Below are 20,931 nucleotides of genomic sequence, written 5' to 3'. Positions count from 1 at the left end.
CCCGAGGTGCGCACGCGCTAACCTACCGGGGTGAGCCTTCGCACCAGATCTGCCCTTCGAGAGAGCCGCCCCGCACTCGATCGCGCCGTCGATCTCGGCTTCGCGCTGTTACTTTCGGTGTGCGCCCTGCGCTACTTCGCGTTTCACGCGCTCGCGGGCACCGGCGTGGTCGTGCTGGTATTGGCGCTCGGCACCGGGCTCAGTTATGTCGCCGCCGCGGTGGCTGCCGAGCGCGCGGCCGCGGTGGGTGGGCCGCTCAGCGGGCAGCGGATCGGGTTGTTCCTCGCGACCCTGCTGTGGCTCCCACTCGCGGTCATCGCCCCGTCCTTTGGGTGGTGCGCGTTTGCGCTGATCTTTGCGATGCACCGGGTGCTGACGCCCCGTATCGCGCTCGCGGTCTCGGGCCTCATCGTGATCGCGGTGAGCCTCGGGCTGTGGCTGATGTCGAAGGGGCAAGACCTTGGCCTCGTGCTGGGCCCGTTCTTTGGCGGCCTCGTGCTGTCGTATGCGTACGCCACGGTCACCCGCACGCTCGACGAGAAACGTGCGGTGATCGCCGAGCTCACCGAGACCCGGTCCCAGCTCGCACGCTCTGAACGCGAGGCCGGTGTGCTGAGCGAGCGCAACCGGGTCGCGAGTGAACTCCACGACACTGTTGTGCAGCGCACCGCGAGTGCGCTGCTGATGATCGAGACAGCACAGCACCTGGGTGAGGGGCCGGCCGCACAGTCGACGGTGTCAGCCGCTGGCGAAGCCCTCAGAGAGACCCTCGTTGAGACGCGGCGGCTCGTGCATGGGCTCGCAGATCCGCAGACCCGTGGTGCCACCGTCACGAGCGCACTGCGGGCGGAGGCCGAGGCGGCGGGCGCCGAGTTCGTGCTCTCGGGCCACGAAACACTCGTGGCAGAGGAGACCGTGCACGCCCTCCAGCGCATCACCCGAGAGGCGCTCGTGAACGCGGCCAAACATGCGGGCTCAACGGCGACGCGGGTCACGGTCACCTTCTTCCCCGAATCGGTGGGCGTGGACATTGCTGATGCTGGCCCGGGGTTCGACCCCGATGCGGTCGCGCAGCGCGAGGGCGTCGGGTTCGGCCTGCGCGCGATGACCTGGCGCGCGCAGAACCTCGGCGGCACGCTCTCAATCGAATCTCGGCCCGGCGGCGGCACCGTGATCGCCGCGAGCATTCCGCTCGATCGCGCCGACGCAAACAACAGCACCAGCACCAACACCAACACCAACACCAATACAGCCAGCGCCACCGACCGCGAGGCCACCGGCACCGGCACCCAGCGTGCAGAGAGCGAGACCCCTTCATGATTCGCATCATGCTCGTTGATGATCACCCCATTTTGCGGCACGGAATGCGGGCGCTGCTCGAAACCCAGGCCGATTTCGAGGTGCTCGCAGAGGCCGGGTCACTCGCTGAAGCTGAGGCCCAGGCCAACACCCATCCCATCGATGTTGCGCTCGTCGATCTCGATCTGGGGGACGGTGTGCCGGGCGGCATTGAGGTCACGCGTGCGCTGCGCGCCTTGCCAAACCCGGCCCGGGTGATCGTGTTTACCGCGTTTGATTCTGATGCCGATGTGGTGCGCGCGGCCGATGCCGGCGCCACCGCGTACCTGGTGAAAGATAGCCGGCCGAATGATGTGTTTCACGCGATTCGCGCGGCGGCCACCGGGCAGGGAGCGCAGGCGGGCAACATCACTGAGCGGCTCGGGCGCCGCACCGAACACCCCGATGACGCGCTCACCGGCCGTGAGCTCGAGGTGCTCGCGCTCGTGGCGGCGGGCCTGTCGAACCGCGAGGTCGCGAGTGAGCTGGTGGTGAGCGAGGCGACCGTGAAAACGCATCTGCATCACGCGTTCACCAAGCTGGGTTCCGATAACCGGCAGGCTGCGGTGGCGACGGCGGTGCGGCGGGGTTTGATCCGGATCTAAGGAGCATTGCGCCCGCCAGCAATGGTGAGATTGAGCCGTGCGTGAGAAAAGCAGGTTCAACCGATCGATTGATTCGCTCCGTTTTCATCGCTCGTAATCTGGAATCAGTCGCCAGTTAATCCCGGTTTCGGGGCAGGCGATCGCAGAGGCCGCACTCGACCGGCCTGTGAAGTTAGCGAACGCCGATGACAAGGATTTCTCATGTTTGATCGTATTTCTCACTCAGATTCAGCCACCTCAGCCCCGATGCAGCGTACCCGTCTGCGTGGCCGTGGCCAGCTTTTGGCAGCGACCGCGGTCGTAGCCACGTCGATGTGCTTGCTGCCTGCGGCCGGCGCGTTCGCCACAGCGGGCACGATGGCTCCGGCAACGAGCCCGTTCACCTCGGTGGTGGCCGTGGCCGAGAACGCGGCGCAGTCGCCGTCAGAGGTGCTCGCCTCGACCGCGTGGGAAACCACGGGCGCCGTTGACCAAGATGGCAACCCCGTCGCCCTCGACAACGAGGCCGTCGCCAACTTTGTCGGCTGGGCGTACTACGACGTGAACGGCACGTTCACGATGTACAACCTCGATGATTCGCCCAAGATGCAGGGTGATTGGGAAGTTGCAGCAGAGGGCAGCACCCGCACCATCACCGCGTTCGACGACAACGGTGAACCCATGTTCACCCGCGTCGTACCGATCACCGAGCTCACCGATAACGAGTTCACCTACCGCGTGATCCCCGACGAGAACGCCCCCGAGGTGCACTACGACATCGTGCACACCCCCACTGAGCACGCAGAACCGGCAGCGGCACCGGTAGCCGACGTTGATGCAGCGGCAGATGCCAACGCGGCTGCAGACGCAGACGCTCTCGCGGTCACGGGGGCCGGGTTGCCCGCGACCGTCGGAATCGCGGGCGGCGCCCTCGTACTCCTCGGCGTCGCAGCAGCCTTTGTCGCTCGCATGAAGCGCCGCAACGCATAACCAGTAAGACAGCAGGCCCGGTGTGCCACCTATTTGAGGGTGGCACACCGGGCCTACTGTGCTTTGACCGCGATGCGGCTGCCGCACCAACCGGCCCCATCAACGGCCCACCGGCACGGCGCGTGAACGCTCGAGCCAGCCCGCAGCTACCCCGGGTACGCAAAAACCCCCGCATAAGCGGGGGTTTCTGGAACTTCTCGTAGCTGAGGCGGGACTCGAACCCGCGACCTCACGATTATGAGTCGTGCGCTCTAACCAGCTGAGCTACACAGCCAAAACTTCTTCACCCGAAGATGAAACAAGTCAGAGCCCCGACCGGGATTTGAACCCGGGACCCCTTCCTTACCATGGAAGTGCTCTACCACTGAGCTATCAGGGCGAAGCCACCTTGCGATGACAACCGTTATAGAATAACAGCATTATTGGCCAGGGCGAAAGTCAGCCATGCAGCGCGGGCGTGTCTCCATTCGTGGCAAGGCGTAGCGGCATCGCACAGGCCACCGAGACTACAGTTGATTCCGAACAAAGGAGCCAATTCGATGACTCGTTTCGCCATGATTATGGGCGTGCTGATGGCCGCGTGGATGACGCTGGGCCGCTGGGCTTTTGGCCTCGGTGGCGAGCTCACCTGGTGGTACCTGCCCACCATCGGCCTCGGCTACATTGCGGTGTCGTACTGGCTTGCGCGCCGCATCGCGGTGACGCGCGCCCGCGGCCGCCGCATCGGCCGCGCCACGGTCGTCACGCAGATCCTTTCGTGGGCCTGCGCGATCGGGTTTGGGTTTACCGTGCCCGATCTCGTGGCGGGCCAGCTGCAGTCGATCCTCAGCCACGCGGCGGGCTCGGCGTTCTTGGCCGAGATGTCGATCGCGCTGTGTAACCCGCTCGGCATCGTCTCGTTCGGGTTCCTCGGTGCCGCGATCGCGTTCGCCTACGCCGATGCGCGCGACCCCAAGCCCGAGGTCGAGGAGTACGCGGGCGAGGGCGAGATGATGCGGCACCCGCTCGCGTAGCGAGGCACGGGGGATGATCCGGATCATGCCCCGTCTCCCCAGCGCCGTTCGTTAGCTTGCCACTTTGACGCCGCGGTGTGAGCGCGCGAACACGAGCGCGCCGATCGCGAGCGTCGCGACCGCGATGCCGATCGCCACGACCGTGATGCTGCCGTAGCCGGTGGCGGGGTCGAGGAACGGGTAGGGCACCCAGCCGTCGGTGGCGCCGCGCACCAGCACGACCGCCAGCCACACGAGCGGGTAGGCGAGCACGATGGGCAGTCGCCGCCAGCGCAGGGACTGCTCGCTTCCCGTGAGCAGCCAGTCGAGCAGCGCCGCGATGGGCGTAACGATGTGCAGCACCACGTTAGCCCAGGGCAGCGGCACCCCGCCCGCAGCACCGAGGGGCGCGAGCAACAGCGCGTACACAATGCCCACGATCACAATGTAAGTGGTGACGCAGCCGCGGGCGTACGCAAACGCGCGCGGCAGCCGCGCCATCTTGGCGCTGGCGGCTACCACGCAGCCCGCCCAGATCACCGCCATCAAAATGTTGGATTGCACCGTGAAGTACCCGAAGAAGTTGAACGGGTTGATCGGGGTGCGCGAGGCCGTATCGAGCGTGGTCGCCACCACTGCCACCACAATCAGCGCGGCCAGCAACCCCCTGCCGAGCGTGAGCGTGAGCGACGGCTGCCCCTGAGGCACGGGTGACCCGTGCGGCTCAGCGCCGGCCCGCTGCGGGCTGCCGTGCGTGCGACGTGTGCTGAGCATGTGCGTGCCTTTCGTTGCCAAGACACAACGCGCGGCCGCCTCGCCGATCGTTGCCCCCAACTGCTGGTCTCGTGCTCACACAGTAGCTGCATCTCGCACCCAGATACAGCAGCGCCCGCGAGATCAGGTTTGATCCCACGGGCGCTGCGATATTGCCTGCGTTACGCGGCGGGTGTTTCAGCCATTTCGGCGGCGGCCTTCTCGGCGCGCTTCTTGGCGAGGTTGCGGCGCACGAGCGGCCAGAACAGCACGAGTGCGCCAGTGGCGACGAGGCTGGTCCACACCTGCGTGCGGCCATCTTCACTGCTCAGCATGACGCCGAGAATCGCGATGATCGACACGATGAGCAAGATGTTCAGCCACGGGTGCAGCCACATCTTGAGCTTCAGCCCGGCGACCTCTTCGGGCGTCATCTTCATGCGCATGCGCATCTGCGTGAGCGCAATGAAGACGTACACGAAGAGGGCGACGAGGCCGGCCGAGTTCATGATGAACTGGAAGATGCCCGAGTCGGGCGACGCAAAGTTCACGATCGTGGCAATGACGCCACCGCTCGTCGATGCGATCAGCGCCATCACGGGCACGCCGTTCTTGGCGCGCTTCGCGATGAGCTTGGGCGCGTAGCCCTGCTCGGCGAGCGAGGAGAACATGCGTGAGGCCGAGTAGAGGCCCGAGTTCAGTACCGAGATCACGGCCGTGAAGATCACGAGCTGCATCACGATCGCAGCACCCGGCATGCCAAACAGCGTGAAGACGTAAGTGAACGGAGCGTTCGCAACGTTGGTGGGCTCGGGCAGCTCGTTCCAGGGCACGATCGTCACGATCACCATGACGGCACCTACGAAGAACAGCAGAATGCGCCAGATCACGGTGCTGGTCGCCTGGCGAATACCCTTTGCGGGGTCCTCAGACTCGGCCGAAGCCATCACTGCGATCTCGGTGCCGAAGTACGAGAAGATCACGAGGGCCACGCCGGTGAAGGCGACTCCGTACCCGTTGGGGGCGAAGCCGCCGTGCTCCCACAGGTTGGGAATCGAGAAGCTTGAGTTGGGCCACCAGCCGAGGGCGAACAGCACACCGGCGCCGAGGAACACGATGATCGCGAGCACCTTAATGCTGGCGAGCCAGAATTCCACCTCGCCGAAGGTGCGCACCGAGATCAGGTTGGTGCCGACGAAGAGCACGAGCAGCAGCAGCGACCAGGCCCACGAGGGGAGGAAGCTGAACCAAGCATTGAGGGTTTCGCCGCCCAGCACGGCCTCGTACGCGAGTACGCCGACCCAGAAGTACCAGTAGAGCCAACCGACGAGGTAGGCGGCCCAGTCACCGAGGCCGACGCGGGCGTACTCCATGAAGGAGCCGATCGCGGGGCGGGCGGCGGCCATCTCGCCGAGCATGCGCATCGCGAGGAATACGAGCAGGCCACCGACGAGGTAGGAGATGATGGCGGCGGGGCCGACTGAGCGAATCACGTTGCCGGATCCGACGAAGAGGCTGGCGCCGATGATGCCGCCGAGGGCGATCATGGTGACGTGACGGGGGCGAAGCTTTTTGCCGCCGTGCTGGTTCAAGCCATCAGTTGACTTGGGGTGCGACGGACCCTCTTGGGGAGAGGCGGATTTCATATGAAGGGAAGTTCCTGACTGGCTCGATCGGCACGAGAACGCGGCGATCCTGAGAAGGGACTTGAAAAGAATAGTCGACGCTTGACGCTCGCCCTAATTGAGGGTATTGGAGAGATTCACCTAACGTTCAGCTTTGCCTTTGTGCGCGGCGTAAAAACACGCCGTAATATCAGGTCTCTCACCCACGGGTCGGGGCGCCGTCCAGCGCCGCAGCGGGCCGGTTTACTGAAAATGCACCGCTCATCTGCGCCGCTCTATTGCGGGCCACACGATTACTCGTTGGGCCTCATTTCGGTCGCGTTTTCGCTCACGAGGGATCCCGAAATTAGCCCTGTTCGATGATGCGCTTAATCGCCGCGAGCGTGACCGGAATACCCGATAGCGCGGCCTGCCGACGGCTCTCGATCTCGGCGGGGGCCCGTTCGCCCATTTTCTGCGCGAAGAACGCCTGCCCCGTCGGGGTGAACTCCCACGACTCGGTGAGTTCGGTGCCCGCGGGAACCGGCTGCATCGAGTACGTCCACAGCACGCGCCCCTCGGCCACGCTCCACCCGAAGGCTTTGCCTGGCTCGGCGATCACCACTTCGCTGCGCGTCTCCCACGTACGCTCCGGGGTCACGTTGCGCCCGGTAAAGAACGCGCCTATCCGGGGGCCGTCGCCCTTATCCCACCAGCAGGCGTTGCACACGGGCGACCACTCCCCCGTGCGAGTGACATCTGACACGACGGCGTACACCTCGTCTGGTGAAGCCGAGATGACAATGGATTCAGAGTGCGTCAGCGATGACATACCGGCATCCTACCGACAGCGCCGCAGCTGGCGCACTCTCGGAGCGCAACGAAAAAGCCCCTGACCTGGAACGAATTCCGGTCAGGGGCTTTAGTGGCGGAGGGTAGGAGATTTGAACTCCTGATGCAGGATCACTACATGCTTGTTTTCAAGACAAGTTCCTTCGGCCGCTCGGACAACCCTCCACGAACGAGTTTAGCAAAACAAGTGCCCAGAAATGAAATGCACACGAAAACTCGCTCAGAATCGCCGTGATTTCGCCGTCAGCACGCGGTGTCTCGCGCGCGCCACCCGCCATCACCGTTAGAGTCCAAACCATGACGAACCGCGACTCGATCCTCATCACCGTCGATGCCTTACAAGCCCGCCTTGAATCAGAACGCGACTTCCCTGCGGGGTCGCCCCGCACTCGTCTGCTCGATGTGCGGTGGACGATGCCGCAGCCCGACGGCCGGGAGGCATTCGCTGCCGGCCACTTGCCAGGTGCCGTGTACGTCGACCTCGATACGCAGCTCGCGCAGCATAAAACGGCGCAAGATGGCCGGCACCCGCTCCCCGACCCCGCAGACTTTCAGGCAGCCGCCCGCTCATGGGGGCTGAACGATGACGACGAAGTGGTCGTGTACGACGGTGGCGGTAACTATGCGTCGGCGCGCGCCTGGTGGCTACTACTCAACGCCGGCTTCGGCCGCGTGCGTTTGCTCGACGGTGCGCTCCCGGCGTGGGTCGCCGCGGGCGGCACGCTTGAAACCGGATCCCCCGCAGTCGAGCCCGGCGATGTCACGCTGAGCAGCGCTCAGCTCCCCGCGATTGAACTCACCGAGGTGGAACCGTTCGTGGCCGCCGGTGGCAAGCTCATTGATGCGCGAGCGGCCGAACGGTATGCGGGCATCCAAGAACCGATCGATCCGCGCGCGGGCCATATTCCCGGGGCGGTCAGCGCACCGACCGGCGGCAACCTCACGCGCGACGGCTTCTTCCTCCCCGGTGACGTGCTCAGGGCACGCTTCAGCACGGTCGGGGTCGATAGCGCTCAGGCCATCGCCGCGTACTGTGGCTCGGGCGTCACCGCGACGCACACGCTCGTGGCCCTCGCGCTCGCCGGGTTCGGCGGCGCCCTATTTCCCGGCTCGTGGTCGCAGTGGTCAAACCACGACGAGCTTCCCGTTGCGACGGGCGAACTGCCCTAACGCGGTCGGAGCGCGGCGCGTGTGTACACGCGCCGCGCGGGCAGCGCCTTAGACGAGCGCTGAGAGCTCGGGGAAGCGGTCGCGCAGGGCGTGCAGCAGCCCCGACTCTTCAACAGGACCGGTCACGCGGCTGGCGACCGCCTGCACCTCGGGTGTCGCCTGGCCCATGGCCACCGCGTCACCGTGGCGGGCCGCCCACCGCAGCATGTCGATGTCGTTGCGGCCGTCGCCCGCGGCGAAGACGCGCGAGCGGTCGATCTCGAGGCGCGAGGCGAGCAGTTCGAGCGCGCTCGCCTTCGTCACCCCGTCGGGGGCGATGTCGAGCCACGATGAGGTGCCCACCGAGTACGACACGTGGGTGAGCCCCAGCGATTCCACGGCGCTCATGAACGACTCCAGCTGCTCATCGGGCGAGAACACGACCACGCGGCTGGCCTGCACCCCGAGCAGTTCCTCGAACGGCACGCGCCGCTGGTTGGCGGGCAACGTGCCGGCCGGAATCTGATCGGTGTACAGGAAGCCGCCGGCCGCGAGCTCAACCGCGTAGCGGGCGTTCGTGAGCTGCTTACGAATCTTCTTCAGCGCGCTCGTGGGGTCAAACGCCTCCACGATCTCGCTGCGGTAGGCGCGCGGCGCGAGGGCATCGCGCTTCAATGTCACTGCCCCGTTGGCTGCGATGACCCAGGTGGGACGAATCTTGAGCGCTTCCACGATAGGCAGCGTCGCGTCGACCGAGCGGCCCGTCGCGATGATGACCTCGTGCCCAGCTTCGTGCAACGCGCGAATGGCGCGAGCAAGATCCGGATCAATATAGCCCTCAGCCGGGATCTGATCGTCACCGTGTTGCCCGTGGTCGAGCACGGTTCCGTCGAGATCGAGCGCAATCATGTGGCGCTCGGCTGGCGCAACCTGGGGCAGCATGGAAATTAGACTCCTGTGGTTGGGGTGAGTACTTCGAGGCCGCCGAGGTAGGGGCGGAGTGCCTCGGGCACGATGACGCTGCCGTCGGCCTGCTGGTGCGTCTCGAGGATCGCAACCAGCCAACGCGTGGTCGCGAGCGTGCCATTCAGCGTGGCAACAGGCTCGGTCTTGCCGGTCTCGCCGCGGAAGCGGGTTGAGAGGCGGCGAGCCTGGTACGTGGTGCAGTTACTCGTCGAGGTGAGTTCACGGTACGCATCTTGCGTCGGCACCCACGCCTCGATGTCGAACTTGCGTGCGGCGCTCGAGCCGAGATCGCCGGCCGCCACGTCGATGACGCGGTAGTGCAGGCCGAGCGCGGTGAGCATCTCTTCCTGGTACGACACGAGGCGGTCGTGCTCAGCCTCGGCATCGGCCGGGGTCGTGTACACAAACATTTCGAGCTTGTTGAACTGGTGCACGCGCAGGATGCCGCGGGTGTCTTTGCCGTGTGACCCGGCCTCGCTGCGGTAGCAGGTGGACCAGCCGGCGTACTTCATGGCGCCGCGCTCGAGATCGAGGATCTCGTTGGAGTGGTACCCGGCGAGGGCGACCTCGCTGGTGCCGGTCAGGTACAGATCTTGCGTGGGCAGGTGGTAAACCTCGTCGGCGTGCTCACCGAGGAAGCCGGTGCCCTGCATGATTTCGGGCTTCACGAGCGTCGGCGTGATCAGCGGGGTGAACCCGTGCTGCAGCGCGCGGTCGAGCGCCATGTTCATGAGCGCGAGTTCGAGGCGCGCACCGATGCCGCGCAAGAAGTAGAAGCGGGCGCCAGAGACCTTTGCCCCGCGCTCCATGTCGATCGCGCCGAGCAGTTCGCCCAGCTCGAGGTGGTCACGCGGTTCGAAGTCGAACGTGGGCTGGTCGCCCACCGTGCGCAGCGTGACGAAGTTCTCTTCGCCGCCTTCGGGCACACCGTCGATGACGATGTTGTCGATGCGCAAAGCGAGCGTCTCGAGCGCAAGCTCGGCGTCTTTCGCGCGGGCTTCGGCAGCCTTCACCTGGGCCGACAGCACCTGGGCCTGCTGAATCAGCGCGGGCTTTTCGTCTTTGGGCGCAGTTTTGACCCGGCCACCGAACTCTTTCTGTTCGGCGCGCAATGTCTCAAACTCGCCGAGGGCTTGACGGCGCGCGGCATCGGCGGCGAGTGCCTCGTCAACCACCGCCTCGTCTTTGCCTCGGGCGCGCTGAGAGCGCTTGATGGACTCGGGATCGTTGCGGAGCAGTACTGGATCGATCACGGCTCTAGCTTACTCGGGCGCGGCTGGGCGCGTGTGGTGTGGTGTGCATGAATTCGGCGGAAGTGCGGGCTTGTAGGTGTGCAAGTGACAGGCTGGGGCTCGGGTCGCCGCGATACGCTGGAGCCATGCCTTCTTCCCCCGCGCGCACGCAACCCAGCGCGGCCGTCGTTTACCACCCATTCAAGACTGACCTCGTCGCGTTACGTGCGGCGGTCTCGGCACAAGAGCAGCTCGCTGGCTGGACACCCACGCAGTGGTATGAGACCGAAGAGGCCGACGCTGGGGTGGGGGCTACGAAGCGCGCGCTCGCTGATGGCGCCGATGTGGTGCTTGCGAGCGGCGGTGACGGCACCATTCGGGCCGTGGCCGAGGGGCTGCGCGGCACCGGGGTGCCGCTCACGGTGATGCCCCAGGGCACCGGCAATCTGCTCGCCCGCAATCTCGGCATGCCATTGAATGATGTTGAGCAGTGCGCCCGCGCCGCATTCTTTGGCCGCAGCCGCAAAATCGACCTCGGCATTGCTCGCATTTTGCGCAGCGATGACAGCGAGAGCGAGCACGTGTTTTTGGTGCTCGCGGGGATGGGGCTCGATGCGCGCGCCATCTCCACCACCCAGGCGGCACTGAAAAAGCGGGTGGGTTGGCTGGCCTACATTGATGCTGGCGTGCGCACCATGATTAAGGATCGCCCGCTCGAGGTGCACTACTCGGTCGATGGCACCCCCGCCGATCACCTCTCGGTGTACAGCGTGATGATCGGCAACTGCGGGCTGCTGCCCGGCGGGGTGTTGCTGATTCCCGACGCAAAATTCGACGACGGCAAGCTCGATGTGGTGGCGCTGCGGCCGCTCGGCCCGTTCTCGTGGCTGCGCATCTGGAACAAGATCGGCTGGGAGAACGGCGTCTTGCGCAAGTCGAAAACGGGGCGCAAGATCATCGACCTCGTCAATGACACGAAGAGCGTCACCTATATGCAGGCGAAGCGGTTCTCGCTTTCGGTGCCGTCACCCGAGCCCGTGCAGCTGGATGGCGATGACTTTGGGCTGGCGACAGCGGTGAACGGCGCCGTCGATGCGGGGGCGCTCGTCGTGCGCATTCTGCCCGAGTGGGTGCCCCAGGGCTAAGCCCGGGGCAGCCTGCTGAGGCCAGCGCCAAGCCAGTCGAAGCGGGGTTACTCCCCCAAGCACTCCGCGCTCAGCCAGTCGCGTGCTTCGCGGAAGGCCGCGTCATCTTGCGCGTACCTGATGCTCGCCACCACCTGGTCTGCGCGCGGGTATGACCCCAAGAACACGACATTGGGGCTGAAGCGTTTCACACCCAGCAGGGCATCGGCGACGCGTTCATCGCGCACGTGCCCCTCGGCGTCGAGCACGAAGCGGTAGCGGCCCATGCGGTCGCCGATGGGGCGCGAGGCGATCAGCGTCAGGTTAACGCCGCGCGTCGAGAACTGTTCGAGCAGTTCGAGCAGTGCACCCGCACGGTCTTCGGGCAGTTCGACGATGAGCGAGGTTTTGTCGGCCCCCGTGGGCTCGGCGACGGGCGCCGTGCGGCTCACGAGCACGAAGCGGGTGACCGCGTCGGGGTTTTCGGCGAGCGCTTCGCCCAGCACCTCGACGTCATAGTGGGCGTCAATGCCGGGCGGCGCGATGGCCGCGTCGACCCCCTTGGCGGTGTCAAAGAGGTCGGCGGCGGCCTGCACGTTTGAGGTCGCGACGAGGTGCCGATGCTGGGGCACCGCGCGGTCGAGCCAGGCCCGGCACTGCGCATACGCCACCGGGTGCCCCGACACCACGGTGATGTCTTCGAGCGCGACGCCGGGGCGTGCGACCAGCACGAAGTTCACCGAGACGAGGTACTCGCCCACGATGCGCAAGCCCGGAATGGTCGCGAGCGCGTCTTGCGCCACCGTGACCCCGCCATCGATCGAGTTCTCGATCGCGATCATCGCGGCGTCGCTTTCGCCCGAGACGACGTGCTGCAGTGCCTCGCCGAGGTTATCGACCGGGCGCCACTCTTGCCCCACCGCTTCGGGCACCTGCTTCAGCGCCGCCTCGGTAAAGGTTCCGGCCGGCCCCAGGTAGGAGTAACGGCGCAGCGGTGCAGGGGTCGAAGTCATAGTCATCAGGGTACCGTTTCGCGGGCGCCGCCGAGGCGTTAGCCCGCGAGCACCCGCTGCACGAGCGCCTGCGCCTCACGCTGCACGAGCGCGAGGTGCTCGGCGCCCAAGAATGATTCGGCGTAGATCTTCATCACGTCTTCGGTGCCCGAGGGGCGCGCGGCAAACCACGCGTTCGCAGTCTGTACCTTGAGGCCGCCAATGCGGGCCCCGTTGCCGGGCGCCTCGGTGAGAATCGCGGTGATCGGATCGCCCGCAAGCTCAGTCGCGGTGACGTCTGCGGCAGACAGCGCACCCAGCCGGGCCTTCTGCTCGGGGGTCGCCGCCGCATCGATGCGGGCGTAAGCAGGTTCACCGAAGCGGTCGGCGAGCTCGCGGTACCGCTCAGACGGTGTCTGGCCGGTGACCGCAAGAATTTCGGCGGCCAGCAGCGCGAGCAAAATGCCGTCTTTATCGGTGCTCCACGCAGAGCCGTCGAAGCGCTGGAACGACGCCCCCGCGCTCTCCTCGCCACCAAAGACCACGCTGCCATCGGCGAGGCCCGGTACGAACCACTTAAACCCGACGGGCACCTCGAGCAGTTCGCGGCCGTGCCCGGCCACGACCCGGTCGATCAGCGCCGACGATACGAGCGTCTTGCCGATGCCGGCGGTCACGGGCCAATCGGGGCGGTGCGACAGCAGGTAATCAATCGCGACCGCGAGATAGTGGTTGGGGTTCATCAGCCCCGCGTCACGCGTCACAACGCCGTGACGATCGGAGTCTGCGTCGTTGCCGGTGACGATCGCGAAGTCGTCGCGGTGCTCGGCCACGGTCGACATCACGTTCGCCGACGACGGATCCATGCGAATCTTGCCATCCCAATCGAGGTGCATAAACGCCCACTGCGGGTCGACGCCCGGGCCCAGCACCGTGAGATCGAGCTCGAAGCGGTCGCGAATGGCCGCCCAGTACGCGACGCTCGCGCCGCCAAGCGGGTGCGCGGCGAAGCGTACGCCGGCCTCGCGAATCGCGGCCATGTCGATCACCTCGCCCAGTGACTCGACGTATTCACCGAGGAAGTCATAGCGCCCCACCGGGGTGCCTTCGACGCCGTCGCGCCCGGCGCGCGGCACCTGCGCGACGCCCGATTCGAGCAGCTCGTTGGCGCGGGCCGCGATCCAGTTGGTCGCGTCGGTGTCTGCGGGGCCGCCGTGGGGCGGGTTGTATTTGAACCCGCCATCGCCCGGCGGGTTGTGGCTCGGTGTAATCACGATGCCATCGGCGCGCTGCGGGTCGTCAGCATCGCGACCCGCATTGTGGGCGAGGATCGCGTGGCTGAGCGCGGGCGTCGGAACGAAGACCTCATCCCCTGATCCGGATCGCGCCAACACGTGCACGCCAGCCGCCGCAAGCACCTCGCGTGCGGTGTGCTCAGCGGGCTCAGAGAGCGCGTGCGTGTCGCCGCCTATGAACAGCGGGCCCGCGATGCCCTGCGCCGCACGATATTCGGCGATGGCTGCGCTGATCGCAATGATGTGCGCCTCGTTGAAGGATCGCTTCAGCGACGACCCGCGATGCCCCGAGGTGCCAAAGACGACACGCTCGGCGGCAACCCGCGGGTCTGGCACCTCCGCGAAATACGCCGCAAGCAGCGCCTCGACATCAATCAGATCCTCGACGGTGGCCGGTACCCCTGCTCGCTCATGCATGAATCTAGTCTGCCAGTAACACGCGGTTCACACACGCGGGCTACGCTATTGATATGACGCATGTAGAGCCGCACCCCCGCCGCGAAACGATCGAATGTTGGCTGACCGACATGGATGGCGTGCTGGTGCACGAGAATCAGGCAATTCCGGGCGCTTCTGAGCTGCTGCAGCACTGGCGCGACACCGATACGCCCTACCTCGTGCTCACCAATAACTCGATCTACACCGCGCGCGATCTCAGCGCGCGCCTCGCCGCATCGGGCATCGACGTGCCCGAGGATCGCATTTGGACGAGCGCGCTGGCCACCGCCGCATTCTTGAAGCAGCAGAAGCCCGGCGGGTCGGCCTATGTGGTCGGCGAGGCCGGCCTGCACACCGCGCTGCACGACGCCGGGTACACGATGACCGAGTCGAACCCCGACTTCGTGGTCGTGGGCGAGACGCGCAGCTACTCGTTCGAGGCGATCACCAAGGCGATTCGCCTGATCATCGGCGGCGCGCGCTTCATCTCGACGAACCCCGACGCGACGGGCCCCAGCATGGAGGGCGTGCTGCCCGCGACCGGCGCCATCAACGCGCTGATCACCAAGGCGACGGGCAAGATTCCCTACGTCGTTGGCAAGCCGAACCCCATGATGTTCCGCTCGGCGCTCAACAAGATTGGTGCGCACTCGCACAACACCGGCATGATCGGTGACCGCATGGACACCGACATCGTCGCGGGCATGGAGGCTGGCCTACACACGGTGCTCGTGATGACCGGCATCGCCGATCGCGCCGAGATCGAGCGCTTCCCGTTCCGCCCCGACGAGGTACTCAAGTCGGTCGCCGACCTGCTGTAACCGAAGTTTCGGGCTGCGCCCACAATCAGCGCCGCGGTGTGATGAGCGATCATCACACCGCGGCGCTTTTTTGATCCGGATCCCAGATCGCAGCGGGCCCGTGCCTCAGCGAGGCCGGCGCCGCACGCTACTTGGCGCGGTTTTTGAACCAGCGCAGCAGCATCTGCGTGACGACGAACACCAGGTAGAGCGAGAACGCGACGTTGCCCCAGAACGGGTCGATCCAGCCAGCGAGCAGCGATCCGAGTGGCACGAAGAGGCAGGCGGCCAGGCCCACCCAGGCGGCGGCGCGGAAGTCGACGTTCTGGCGGCGCACGTTGCCGAGGGTGGCCGACATGGAGCCGGGGATCATCATCAGCAGCGAAGTTCCCTTCGCGATCAGGTCGCTCGCGCCGAAGAAGAACATCAGCACCGGCACTACGATTACTCCGCCGCCCACGCCCAGCAGCCCCGAGAGGATGCCCGCGGCGAAGCCGGTGACCACAAGGAAGAAGACGGTCCAGAAGGTCATGTCGATCTGTGCATCGCGGTGCGGCACCACGAACCAGAGCGTCACGATCACGATGCCCAAGAAGATCATGAACGACCACTGCACCACATCAACCGAAAGCTTTTGCAGCAGGATGGTGCCCAGCTGCGCGCCCACGATCATGCCCAGCGCGAGGCAGATCGCCGCGATCCAGTCGACCTGGCCCTGCAGTGCGTAGGTCGTCGCTCCCACGATCGCCGTCGGCAAGATCGCAAGCACCGAGGTGCCCGCAGATAGTTTTTGCGGCATCGACAGCCAGATGGCCAGCGCCGGCACGATGATCGTGCCCCCGCCGACACCAAACAGGCCCGACATGAGGCCGCCAGCGACCCCAATCAGTGCCAACCAGATCGCGTGGGGTCGAATTTCTTGGGCCATATCGCGTGACGCCTTCGTGTCGTTCAAATAACGCAGGAGGTAATGCGCTCGCCCAGCTGAGCTTCCCCGCCGCGACCTGTGTCAGCGCGGCAGGGAGGCTCACCGGCCGAGCAAGCTACTGGGGGTCGAGGCCCAGGTCTTCGAGGCCGATTGCGAAGCGGTACTCGTACCCGGCTTCTTCAATGCGTGCCTTGGCGGGGGCCTGGCGGTCAACGACCACGGCCACGGCCACAACCTCGGCGCCGACCTTCTTAAGGGCTTCGATGGCGGCGAGCGGTGAGCCGCCCGTCGTTGAGGTATCTTCGACGACGATGACGCGCTTGCCGTTGAGATCGGGGCCCTCAACCTGGCGGCCACGGCCGTGATCCTTGGGCTCCTTGCGCACGACGAATGAGTCGTACATCTTGCCCTGGGCGACGCCCTGGTGCATGATCGCCGAGGCGATGGGGTCGGCGCCCATGGTGAGCCCGCCGACGGCGACGACGCCGTCGATGTCGTCGATCAGGTCGAGCATGACCTGGCCGATCAGGGGCGCGGCCCGGTGGTCGAGCGACAGCTTGCGCAGGTCGATGTAGTAGGTGGCCTTCTTGCCACTGGTGAGCGTAAAGTCGCCGTGAAACACGGCCTCGCTCGTGATGAGTTCAATCAGCTGTTCGCGCGCGGTGGTCATACCGCGATTCTACCCGGCAGCCCCACCCCTCGTGGGGCCACCGGGCAATATCGCATCGCGTTATTTCACGCTCTCGAGGAAGTTGCGGGTGCGCTGGCGCTGCGGGTTTCCGAGCACGTCCTCGGGCGTTCCTGCTTCAACCACGACCCCGCCGTCCATGAACACCACCTGGTCGGCGACGCCGCGGGCGAACCCGATCTCGTGGGTCACCACGATCATGGTCATGCCCTCGCGAGCGAGCTCACGCATCACGTCGAGTACGTCACCCACGAGCTCGGGGTCGAGCGCGCTCGTCGGCTCGTCAAACAGCATCAGTTTGGGATCCATGGCGAGCGCGCGGGCAATCGCCACGCGCTGCTGCTGGCCACCCGACAGCTGCGCCGGGTAGTGGCCCGCGAAATCGGCGAGCCCCACGCGGTCGAGCAGTTCGATGGCCCGCGCACGCGCCTGGCTCTTGCTGCGCCGCACCACCCCGATGGGGGCTTCGCACACGTTCTCGAGCGCGGTGAGGTGCGGAAACAGGTTGAACTTTTGAAACACCATGCCAATGCTGCGGCGCTGCTTCGCGATCTGCCTGGGCGTCATCTCGTGGGTTTTTGCCCCCGCCTGGCGGTAGCCGATCAGCTCACCGTCGACGATGATGCGGCCGCCGTCGATGGTCTCGAGGTGATTCACGCAGCGCAGCAGCGTCGATTTGCCCGAGCCCGAGGGGCCCAGCAGCACCGTGACGGTGCCGGCGGGCACCGCGAGCGAAACATCGCGCAGCACCTGATGGTTGCCGAAGCTTTTGCGCACGCGCCGAATTTCGACGAGTGATTCGCCCGGCTGGTGTGCGCCTGGGCGGGCGGGCGCCTGGTTATCAGTCACGATCGTCATACCACTACGCTCACAATCTCGGTTGGCGGGGCGGGCGGCGGCCCGGGCTTGCGCTTATTGGCGGCCGCGCGCAGGCGCTGCAGCGGGGTGAGGGGCAGGTTGCGGCTGCTGCCGCGGCCGTACCGGCGCTCGAGGTAGTACTGCGGCACCGACAGCACGCTGGTCATGAAGAGGTACCACAGGCTCACCACGATGAGTAGCTCCACCTGTTTCAGGTTCGATGACGAGATTACCGAGGCCTGCGTGTACAGCTCCATCACCGCGATCACTGACAGCAGCGAGGTGTTCTTCAGCATCGAGATGAGCTCGTTGCCCATGGGCGGAATGATGACGCGCATGGCCTGGGGCAGCAGTACGCGGCGGAAGGTGTACAGCGGGGCCATGCCGAGTGAGTAGGCGGCTTCGCGCTGCCCCTCATCCACCGACATCATGCCCGCGCGCACGATCTCTGACGAGTACGCGGCCTGGTTGAGGGTGAGCGCGAGCAGACCCGCAACAAACGGGGTGACGAGCGAGTTGGTGTCCATCTGCCAGAACACCACGTCGGTGAGCGGCACCCCGAGGGTGATCTTGTCAAAGAGCAGGCCGAGGTAGCCCCAGAGCACGATCTGCACGAGCACGGGGGTGCCGCGAAATGCCCACACGTAGAACCACGCCACGGTGGTGAGCACGGGGTTTGTGGCGAGGCGCATCGCCGCGATCACGATGGAGAGCAGGGTCGAGACCACCATTGATACGACGGTAATGACGAGGGTGAGCCACACGCCCTCGATGATGCGGGGGTCGAAGACGAACTCGCCCACCGTGTCGAAGTCGAGGTTGGGGTTCGTGGCGATGGCGGCCACGAAACTGACCACGAGGGCCAAGACGACGATGGCGCTGATCCAGCGCCACGGCCGGCGCAGCGGCACCGCGACGACATCGTCGTCGGTGCCGAGCTGCAGCTGGTCTACCGTGACCGTCATTCTGCGTCAGCTCCCTGGTTCACCTTGGAGGCCTCCACCGCGTAGGCGCCAATGTTGCTGCGGTCAAGCACCTCTTGGTAGGTGCCATCTTCGATCAGGGCCTGCAGCGCCTGCTGCACCGCGTCGATCAGTTCGGTGTCTGACTTCAGCACACCGATGCCGCTGAAGACGGGGTTGAAACCCGCGGGGTTGATGGGGTCGCGCACAATGTCGAACGCTTCGCCGTCTTCGGTGGTGGCGACGACGTACTCGGCGACCACTGCGTCGGCGACGTAGGCCTGGCTCTTGCCGGCGCGCAGTGCGGTCTGGGCGTCGAGGTCACCCGGCAGCTCCATCACCTTCACGTCACAGTCCATCGCCCGCAGCAGGTCGCCCTGCACGGTCGCTTTCTGCACCGACACCGTCATGCCGCACAGGTCTTGCTGCGTGGTGATGTTGTCGGGGTTGCCCTTCTTCACCGCGATCGCAAAGCCGCCGTGGGTGTAATCGATGAAGCTCAAGGTCTTCTGGCGCTCGGGCGTATCATTCATGCCGCTCATAATGATGTCGTTCTTGTCGGCCTGCAGCGACGGAATCACCGAGTCGAACGCCTGCTTGTTCAGCGATACATTCACGCCCAGCTTCTGGCCGAGCAACCGCGCCAGCTCGGGATCAAACCCAATCTCGCGGTTCTTCTCGTCGTACATCGCCATGGGCGGGAACGGAATATCGACGGCCACGTTGATCGTGCCCTTTTCGATGATCTCGGCGGGCAGCAGCTTGGTGAGCTCCGGATCAGTGGTCGTGCTGATCTCATCACCTGCGGGCAGGTTCAGGCCGGTGTCGGCGGCGTCTGACTCCCCCGCTCCCGAAGAGCATCCGGTGAGCACGAGGGCGAGCGCGGCGGCGGCGGTGGCGAGCAGGGTTAGGGGTGTCTTCTTCATCGGGGTTCCTTCATCGTTGAAAGGGGGTACTGCGACAGCGGGGGTAGTGGGCTGGATGCCCAGAAAGCACGTTGCCCGGCCCACGGGGTGTGGGCCGGGCAAGAGATTACTGGCCTGACGGTGCGGTGATCGCGGGCTCGTGTGTGGCGAGGAGATCGGCGTAGGTCTCTCGCCTCGTGACCAGGCGGGCTGCGCCATCCTTCACGAACACGATGGCGGGCTTCAGCGCACCGTTGTAGTTGTTTGACATGGTGTAGGCGTAGGCGCCGGTGGTGGGCATCACGACGAGGTCGCCCACGCGGGCGGGCGGAAACGCGGCGCGGTCGACGAGCAGGTCGCCAGATTCGCACTGGCGCCCCACCAGCTGCGCCTCTTCCGTCCACGGTTCGGTGAGCCGATCGGCGATGATCGCTTCGTAGCGCTGGTCGGTGAGGGCAATATCCATCTGATCGGCGAGGCCACCGTCGACGGCGACGAACACCTTGCCCGTGCGCTTCACCGACACCACCCGATAGAGGGTGACGCCTGCGCGGGCCACGATTGCCCGGCCCGGCTCGATCATGATCTTGGCCTCTGCTGGCAGGTGCGCGCGGGCGGCCTGCACGATCGAGTCGAGGTAGTCCTCCACCTTGGGGGCTTGCTCGTCATAGGTGTACTTCACGCCGAGCCCGCCGCCCACGTCGTAGGTGGCGAACGTGCCCACCGACGAAATGTTTTCGACGGCCTGCGCGAACTGGCGGGTGTTGAGAATCTGCGACCCGATGTGCAGGTGCACTCCCTCAAACTCCATCAGCGGGTGGGCGCGCATGCGATCGATGGCGTGCCCGGCCTGATCCATGGGCAGCCCAAACTTCGAGTCGTTGCCGCCGGTGGCCTGCGAGGCGTGTGTCTCGGCTTCAACGCCGGGGATCACGCGCAACAGCAGCCGCTGGGGGCGGGTAATGACGCGCTCGAGCCGGTCGAGTTCGTCTTCGTTGTCGACGATGATGGTGCCGACGCCCGCGTCGAGCGCCATGCGCAGCTCGGCCTCGGTCTTCGCGTTGCCGTGAAAGTAGAGCCGTGCGGGGTCGACCCCTGCGGCGAGCGCGAGCTGGAGTTCGCCGCCGCCGGCGATGTCGACGGAGAGGCCTTCTTCTTGGGCGACGCGGTACATGCCCACGGCGGGCAGTGACTTTGAGGCGTAGAGCACTTCTGAGTTGGGCCAGCGTTCGCGCAGCCCGTCGATGAAGCGTCTGATTTGGCGGCGCAGGCCGGTTTCGTCGACGATGTGCAGCGGGGTGCCATATTCTTCGGCGAGTGCGGTGACGCTGACTCCGCCGAGGGTGAGGGTGCCTTCGGGGGTGCTGCCTGATTCTTCGGGGAGCACATCCCAGAGTTCGCCGAGGCGGGTGCCGGTGGGGGCGGGCTGTGCGTGCCGCGTGTGCGCTGCCGTGGTGAGGGGCGCTGACGTCGTTGCCATG

At 65.8% G+C, this 20,931-nt stretch carries 20 protein-coding genes and 3 tRNA genes; 7 read left to right on the top strand and 16 right to left on the bottom strand.

The features are described 5' to 3' along the window. Positions 1–30 precede the first annotated feature (30 nt). From JOF28_RS10560 to JOF28_RS10550, 3 genes are all read left to right on the top strand, one after another. A complete protein-coding gene (locus tag JOF28_RS10560; RefSeq protein WP_209705715.1) occupies positions 31–1,320 on the top strand; it encodes a sensor histidine kinase in 1,290 nt (429 codons plus the stop codon). Beyond that, on the top strand, positions 1,317–1,943 hold the full coding sequence (locus JOF28_RS10555; protein ID WP_209705714.1) for a response regulator: 627 nt from the start codon (positions 1,317–1,319) through the stop codon (positions 1,941–1,943). Before JOF28_RS10560 ends, JOF28_RS10555 begins: the two co-directional genes overlap by 4 nt. Before the next feature lie 201 nt (positions 1,944–2,144). Next, positions 2,145–2,912, top strand: coding sequence for a DUF4822 domain-containing protein (locus JOF28_RS10550; protein ID WP_209705713.1), 768 nt, complete (start codon positions 2,145–2,147; stop codon positions 2,910–2,912). Positions 2,913–3,112: 200 nt separating this feature from the next. On the opposite strand, the gene JOF28_RS10545 is transcribed toward JOF28_RS10550, so the two are convergent. Beyond that, positions 3,113–3,186 (bottom strand) — tRNA-Met (locus JOF28_RS10545). Positions 3,187–3,219: 33 nt separating this feature from the next. After that, positions 3,220–3,291: transfer RNA gene (locus tag JOF28_RS10540), tRNA-Thr, on the bottom strand. 160 nt (positions 3,292–3,451) lie between these two features. Between JOF28_RS10540 and JOF28_RS10535 the strand changes: the two genes are divergently transcribed. Beyond that, the gene (locus JOF28_RS10535) at positions 3,452–3,925 is read left to right on the top strand and encodes a hypothetical protein (RefSeq protein WP_245189934.1); all 474 of its coding nucleotides are present in this window, start codon (positions 3,452–3,454) and stop codon (positions 3,923–3,925) included. Positions 3,926–3,976: 51 nt separating this feature from the next. Here the strand turns inward: JOF28_RS10535 and JOF28_RS10530 are convergent, their stop codons facing one another. The 4 genes from JOF28_RS10530 to JOF28_RS10515 form a co-directional block, all read right to left on the bottom strand. Then, positions 3,977–4,678 carry a Pr6Pr family membrane protein gene (locus JOF28_RS10530; RefSeq protein WP_209705712.1) on the bottom strand — a complete coding sequence of 234 codons (702 nt, stop codon included), beginning with the start codon at positions 4,676–4,678 and terminating at the stop codon, positions 3,977–3,979. A 161-nt stretch (positions 4,679–4,839) separates the two neighbouring features. Continuing rightward, positions 4,840–6,303: an amino acid permease gene (locus tag JOF28_RS10525; protein WP_245189933.1), complete on the bottom strand. Its 1,464-nt coding sequence runs from the start codon at positions 6,301–6,303 to the stop codon at positions 4,840–4,842. A 325-nt stretch (positions 6,304–6,628) separates the two neighbouring features. Beyond that, entirely contained in the window at positions 6,629–7,093 is a 465-nt protein-coding gene (locus JOF28_RS10520; RefSeq protein ID WP_209705711.1) for an SRPBCC family protein, read from the bottom strand. Positions 7,094–7,187: 94 nt separating this feature from the next. After that, positions 7,188–7,278, bottom strand: a tRNA-Ser gene (locus JOF28_RS10515). A 132-nt stretch (positions 7,279–7,410) separates the two neighbouring features. Between JOF28_RS10515 and JOF28_RS10510 the strand changes: the two genes are divergently transcribed. Then, on the top strand, positions 7,411–8,283 hold the full coding sequence (locus tag JOF28_RS10510; RefSeq protein WP_209705710.1) for a sulfurtransferase: 873 nt from the start codon (positions 7,411–7,413) through the stop codon (positions 8,281–8,283). 48 nt (positions 8,284–8,331) lie between these two features. Here the strand turns inward: JOF28_RS10510 and JOF28_RS10505 are convergent, their stop codons facing one another. Both JOF28_RS10505 and serS read right to left on the bottom strand, forming a co-directional pair. Beyond that, positions 8,332–9,204 (bottom strand): HAD family hydrolase, encoded by an 873-nt coding sequence (locus tag JOF28_RS10505; protein WP_209705709.1) that lies wholly within the window; start codon positions 9,202–9,204, stop codon positions 8,332–8,334. Between the two features lie 5 nt (positions 9,205–9,209). After that, positions 9,210–10,481, bottom strand: a complete 1,272-nt coding sequence (gene serS, locus JOF28_RS10500; RefSeq protein ID WP_209705708.1) for a serine--tRNA ligase — start codon at positions 10,479–10,481, stop codon at positions 9,210–9,212. 125 nt (positions 10,482–10,606) lie between these two features. Here serS and JOF28_RS10495 point away from each other — a divergent pair, with 125 nt between their 5' ends. Beyond that, positions 10,607–11,605, top strand: a complete 999-nt coding sequence (locus JOF28_RS10495) for a diacylglycerol/lipid kinase family protein (RefSeq protein WP_209705707.1) — start codon at positions 10,607–10,609, stop codon at positions 11,603–11,605. A gap of 47 nt (positions 11,606–11,652) precedes the next feature. On the opposite strand, the gene pheA is transcribed toward JOF28_RS10495, so the two are convergent. Together pheA and pgm are read right to left on the bottom strand one after the other, a co-directional pair. After that, positions 11,653–12,597: a prephenate dehydratase gene (gene pheA / locus JOF28_RS10490; RefSeq protein WP_209705706.1), complete on the bottom strand. Its 945-nt coding sequence runs from the start codon at positions 12,595–12,597 to the stop codon at positions 11,653–11,655. A 38-nt stretch (positions 12,598–12,635) separates the two neighbouring features. Next, entirely contained in the window at positions 12,636–14,288 is a 1,653-nt protein-coding gene (gene pgm, locus JOF28_RS10485) for a phosphoglucomutase (alpha-D-glucose-1,6-bisphosphate-dependent) (protein ID WP_209705705.1), read from the bottom strand. A gap of 53 nt (positions 14,289–14,341) precedes the next feature. Here pgm and JOF28_RS10480 point away from each other — a divergent pair, with 53 nt between their 5' ends. Continuing rightward, complete coding sequence (locus JOF28_RS10480) at positions 14,342–15,130, top strand: HAD-IIA family hydrolase (protein ID WP_209705704.1); 789 nt, start codon at positions 14,342–14,344, stop codon at positions 15,128–15,130. Positions 15,131–15,257: 127 nt separating this feature from the next. On the opposite strand, the gene JOF28_RS10475 is transcribed toward JOF28_RS10480, so the two are convergent. From JOF28_RS10475 to lysA, 6 genes are all read right to left on the bottom strand, one after another. Next, positions 15,258–16,037 (bottom strand): sulfite exporter TauE/SafE family protein, encoded by a 780-nt coding sequence (locus JOF28_RS10475; RefSeq protein ID WP_209705703.1) that lies wholly within the window; start codon positions 16,035–16,037, stop codon positions 15,258–15,260. Positions 16,038–16,152: 115 nt separating this feature from the next. After that, on the bottom strand, positions 16,153–16,707 hold the full coding sequence (pyrE, locus tag JOF28_RS10470; RefSeq protein ID WP_209705702.1) for an orotate phosphoribosyltransferase: 555 nt from the start codon (positions 16,705–16,707) through the stop codon (positions 16,153–16,155). A gap of 60 nt (positions 16,708–16,767) precedes the next feature. Then, on the bottom strand, positions 16,768–17,583 hold the full coding sequence (locus tag JOF28_RS10465) for an amino acid ABC transporter ATP-binding protein (RefSeq protein ID WP_245189932.1): 816 nt from the start codon (positions 17,581–17,583) through the stop codon (positions 16,768–16,770). Next, complete coding sequence (locus tag JOF28_RS10460) at positions 17,580–18,548, bottom strand: amino acid ABC transporter permease (protein ID WP_209705701.1); 969 nt, start codon at positions 18,546–18,548, stop codon at positions 17,580–17,582. Before JOF28_RS10460 ends, JOF28_RS10465 begins: the two co-directional genes overlap by 4 nt. Continuing rightward, complete coding sequence (locus JOF28_RS10455) at positions 18,545–19,471, bottom strand: ABC transporter substrate-binding protein (RefSeq protein WP_209705700.1); 927 nt, start codon at positions 19,469–19,471, stop codon at positions 18,545–18,547. The genes JOF28_RS10460 and JOF28_RS10455 overlap by 4 nt, the downstream gene beginning before the upstream one ends. A gap of 106 nt (positions 19,472–19,577) precedes the next feature. Then, complete coding sequence (gene lysA, locus JOF28_RS10450; protein WP_209705699.1) at positions 19,578–20,930, bottom strand: diaminopimelate decarboxylase; 1,353 nt, start codon at positions 20,928–20,930, stop codon at positions 19,578–19,580. Position 20,931 lies beyond the last annotated feature (1 nt).

Source organism: Leucobacter exalbidus (genome assembly GCF_017834145.1).
In the GTDB taxonomy this organism is placed as follows: Bacteria; Actinomycetota; Actinomycetes; order Actinomycetales; family Microbacteriaceae; genus Leucobacter; species Leucobacter exalbidus.
Note: the sequence above shows the minus strand (reverse complement) of the source record. Positions and strands in the feature narration are given on the sequence as shown.

Coding starts and splice junctions, on each gene's coding strand:
- JOF28_RS10555 (WP_209705714.1), top strand. CDS start 1,317: ATGATTCGCATCATGCTCGTTGATGATCACCCCATTTTGCGGCACGGA.
- JOF28_RS10550 (WP_209705713.1), top strand. CDS start 2,145: ATGTTTGATCGTATTTCTCACTCAGATTCAGCCACCTCAGCCCCGATG.
- JOF28_RS10535 (WP_245189934.1), top strand. CDS start 3,452: ATGACTCGTTTCGCCATGATTATGGGCGTGCTGATGGCCGCGTGGATG.
- JOF28_RS10530 (WP_209705712.1), bottom strand. CDS start 4,678: ATGCTCAGCACACGTCGCACGCACGGCAGCCCGCAGCGGGCCGGCGCT.
- JOF28_RS10525 (WP_245189933.1), bottom strand. CDS start 6,303: ATGAAATCCGCCTCTCCCCAAGAGGGTCCGTCGCACCCCAAGTCAACT.
- JOF28_RS10520 (WP_209705711.1), bottom strand. CDS start 7,093: ATGTCATCGCTGACGCACTCTGAATCCATTGTCATCTCGGCTTCACCA.
- JOF28_RS10510 (WP_209705710.1), top strand. CDS start 7,411: ATGACGAACCGCGACTCGATCCTCATCACCGTCGATGCCTTACAAGCC.
- JOF28_RS10505 (WP_209705709.1), bottom strand. CDS start 9,204: ATGCTGCCCCAGGTTGCGCCAGCCGAGCGCCACATGATTGCGCTCGAT.
- JOF28_RS10495 (WP_209705707.1), top strand. CDS start 10,607: ATGCCTTCTTCCCCCGCGCGCACGCAACCCAGCGCGGCCGTCGTTTAC.
- pheA (WP_209705706.1), bottom strand. CDS start 12,597: ATGACTTCGACCCCTGCACCGCTGCGCCGTTACTCCTACCTGGGGCCG.
- pgm (WP_209705705.1), bottom strand. CDS start 14,288: ATGCATGAGCGAGCAGGGGTACCGGCCACCGTCGAGGATCTGATTGAT.
- JOF28_RS10480 (WP_209705704.1), top strand. CDS start 14,342: ATGACGCATGTAGAGCCGCACCCCCGCCGCGAAACGATCGAATGTTGG.
- JOF28_RS10475 (WP_209705703.1), bottom strand. CDS start 16,037: ATGGCCCAAGAAATTCGACCCCACGCGATCTGGTTGGCACTGATTGGG.
- pyrE (WP_209705702.1), bottom strand. CDS start 16,707: ATGACCACCGCGCGCGAACAGCTGATTGAACTCATCACGAGCGAGGCC.
- JOF28_RS10465 (WP_245189932.1), bottom strand. CDS start 17,583: ATGACGATCGTGACTGATAACCAGGCGCCCGCCCGCCCAGGCGCACAC.
- JOF28_RS10460 (WP_209705701.1), bottom strand. CDS start 18,548: ATGACGGTCACGGTAGACCAGCTGCAGCTCGGCACCGACGACGATGTC.
- JOF28_RS10455 (WP_209705700.1), bottom strand. CDS start 19,471: ATGAAGAAGACACCCCTAACCCTGCTCGCCACCGCCGCCGCCGCGCTC.
- lysA (WP_209705699.1), bottom strand. CDS start 20,930: ATGGCAACGACGTCAGCGCCCCTCACCACGGCAGCGCACACGCGGCAC.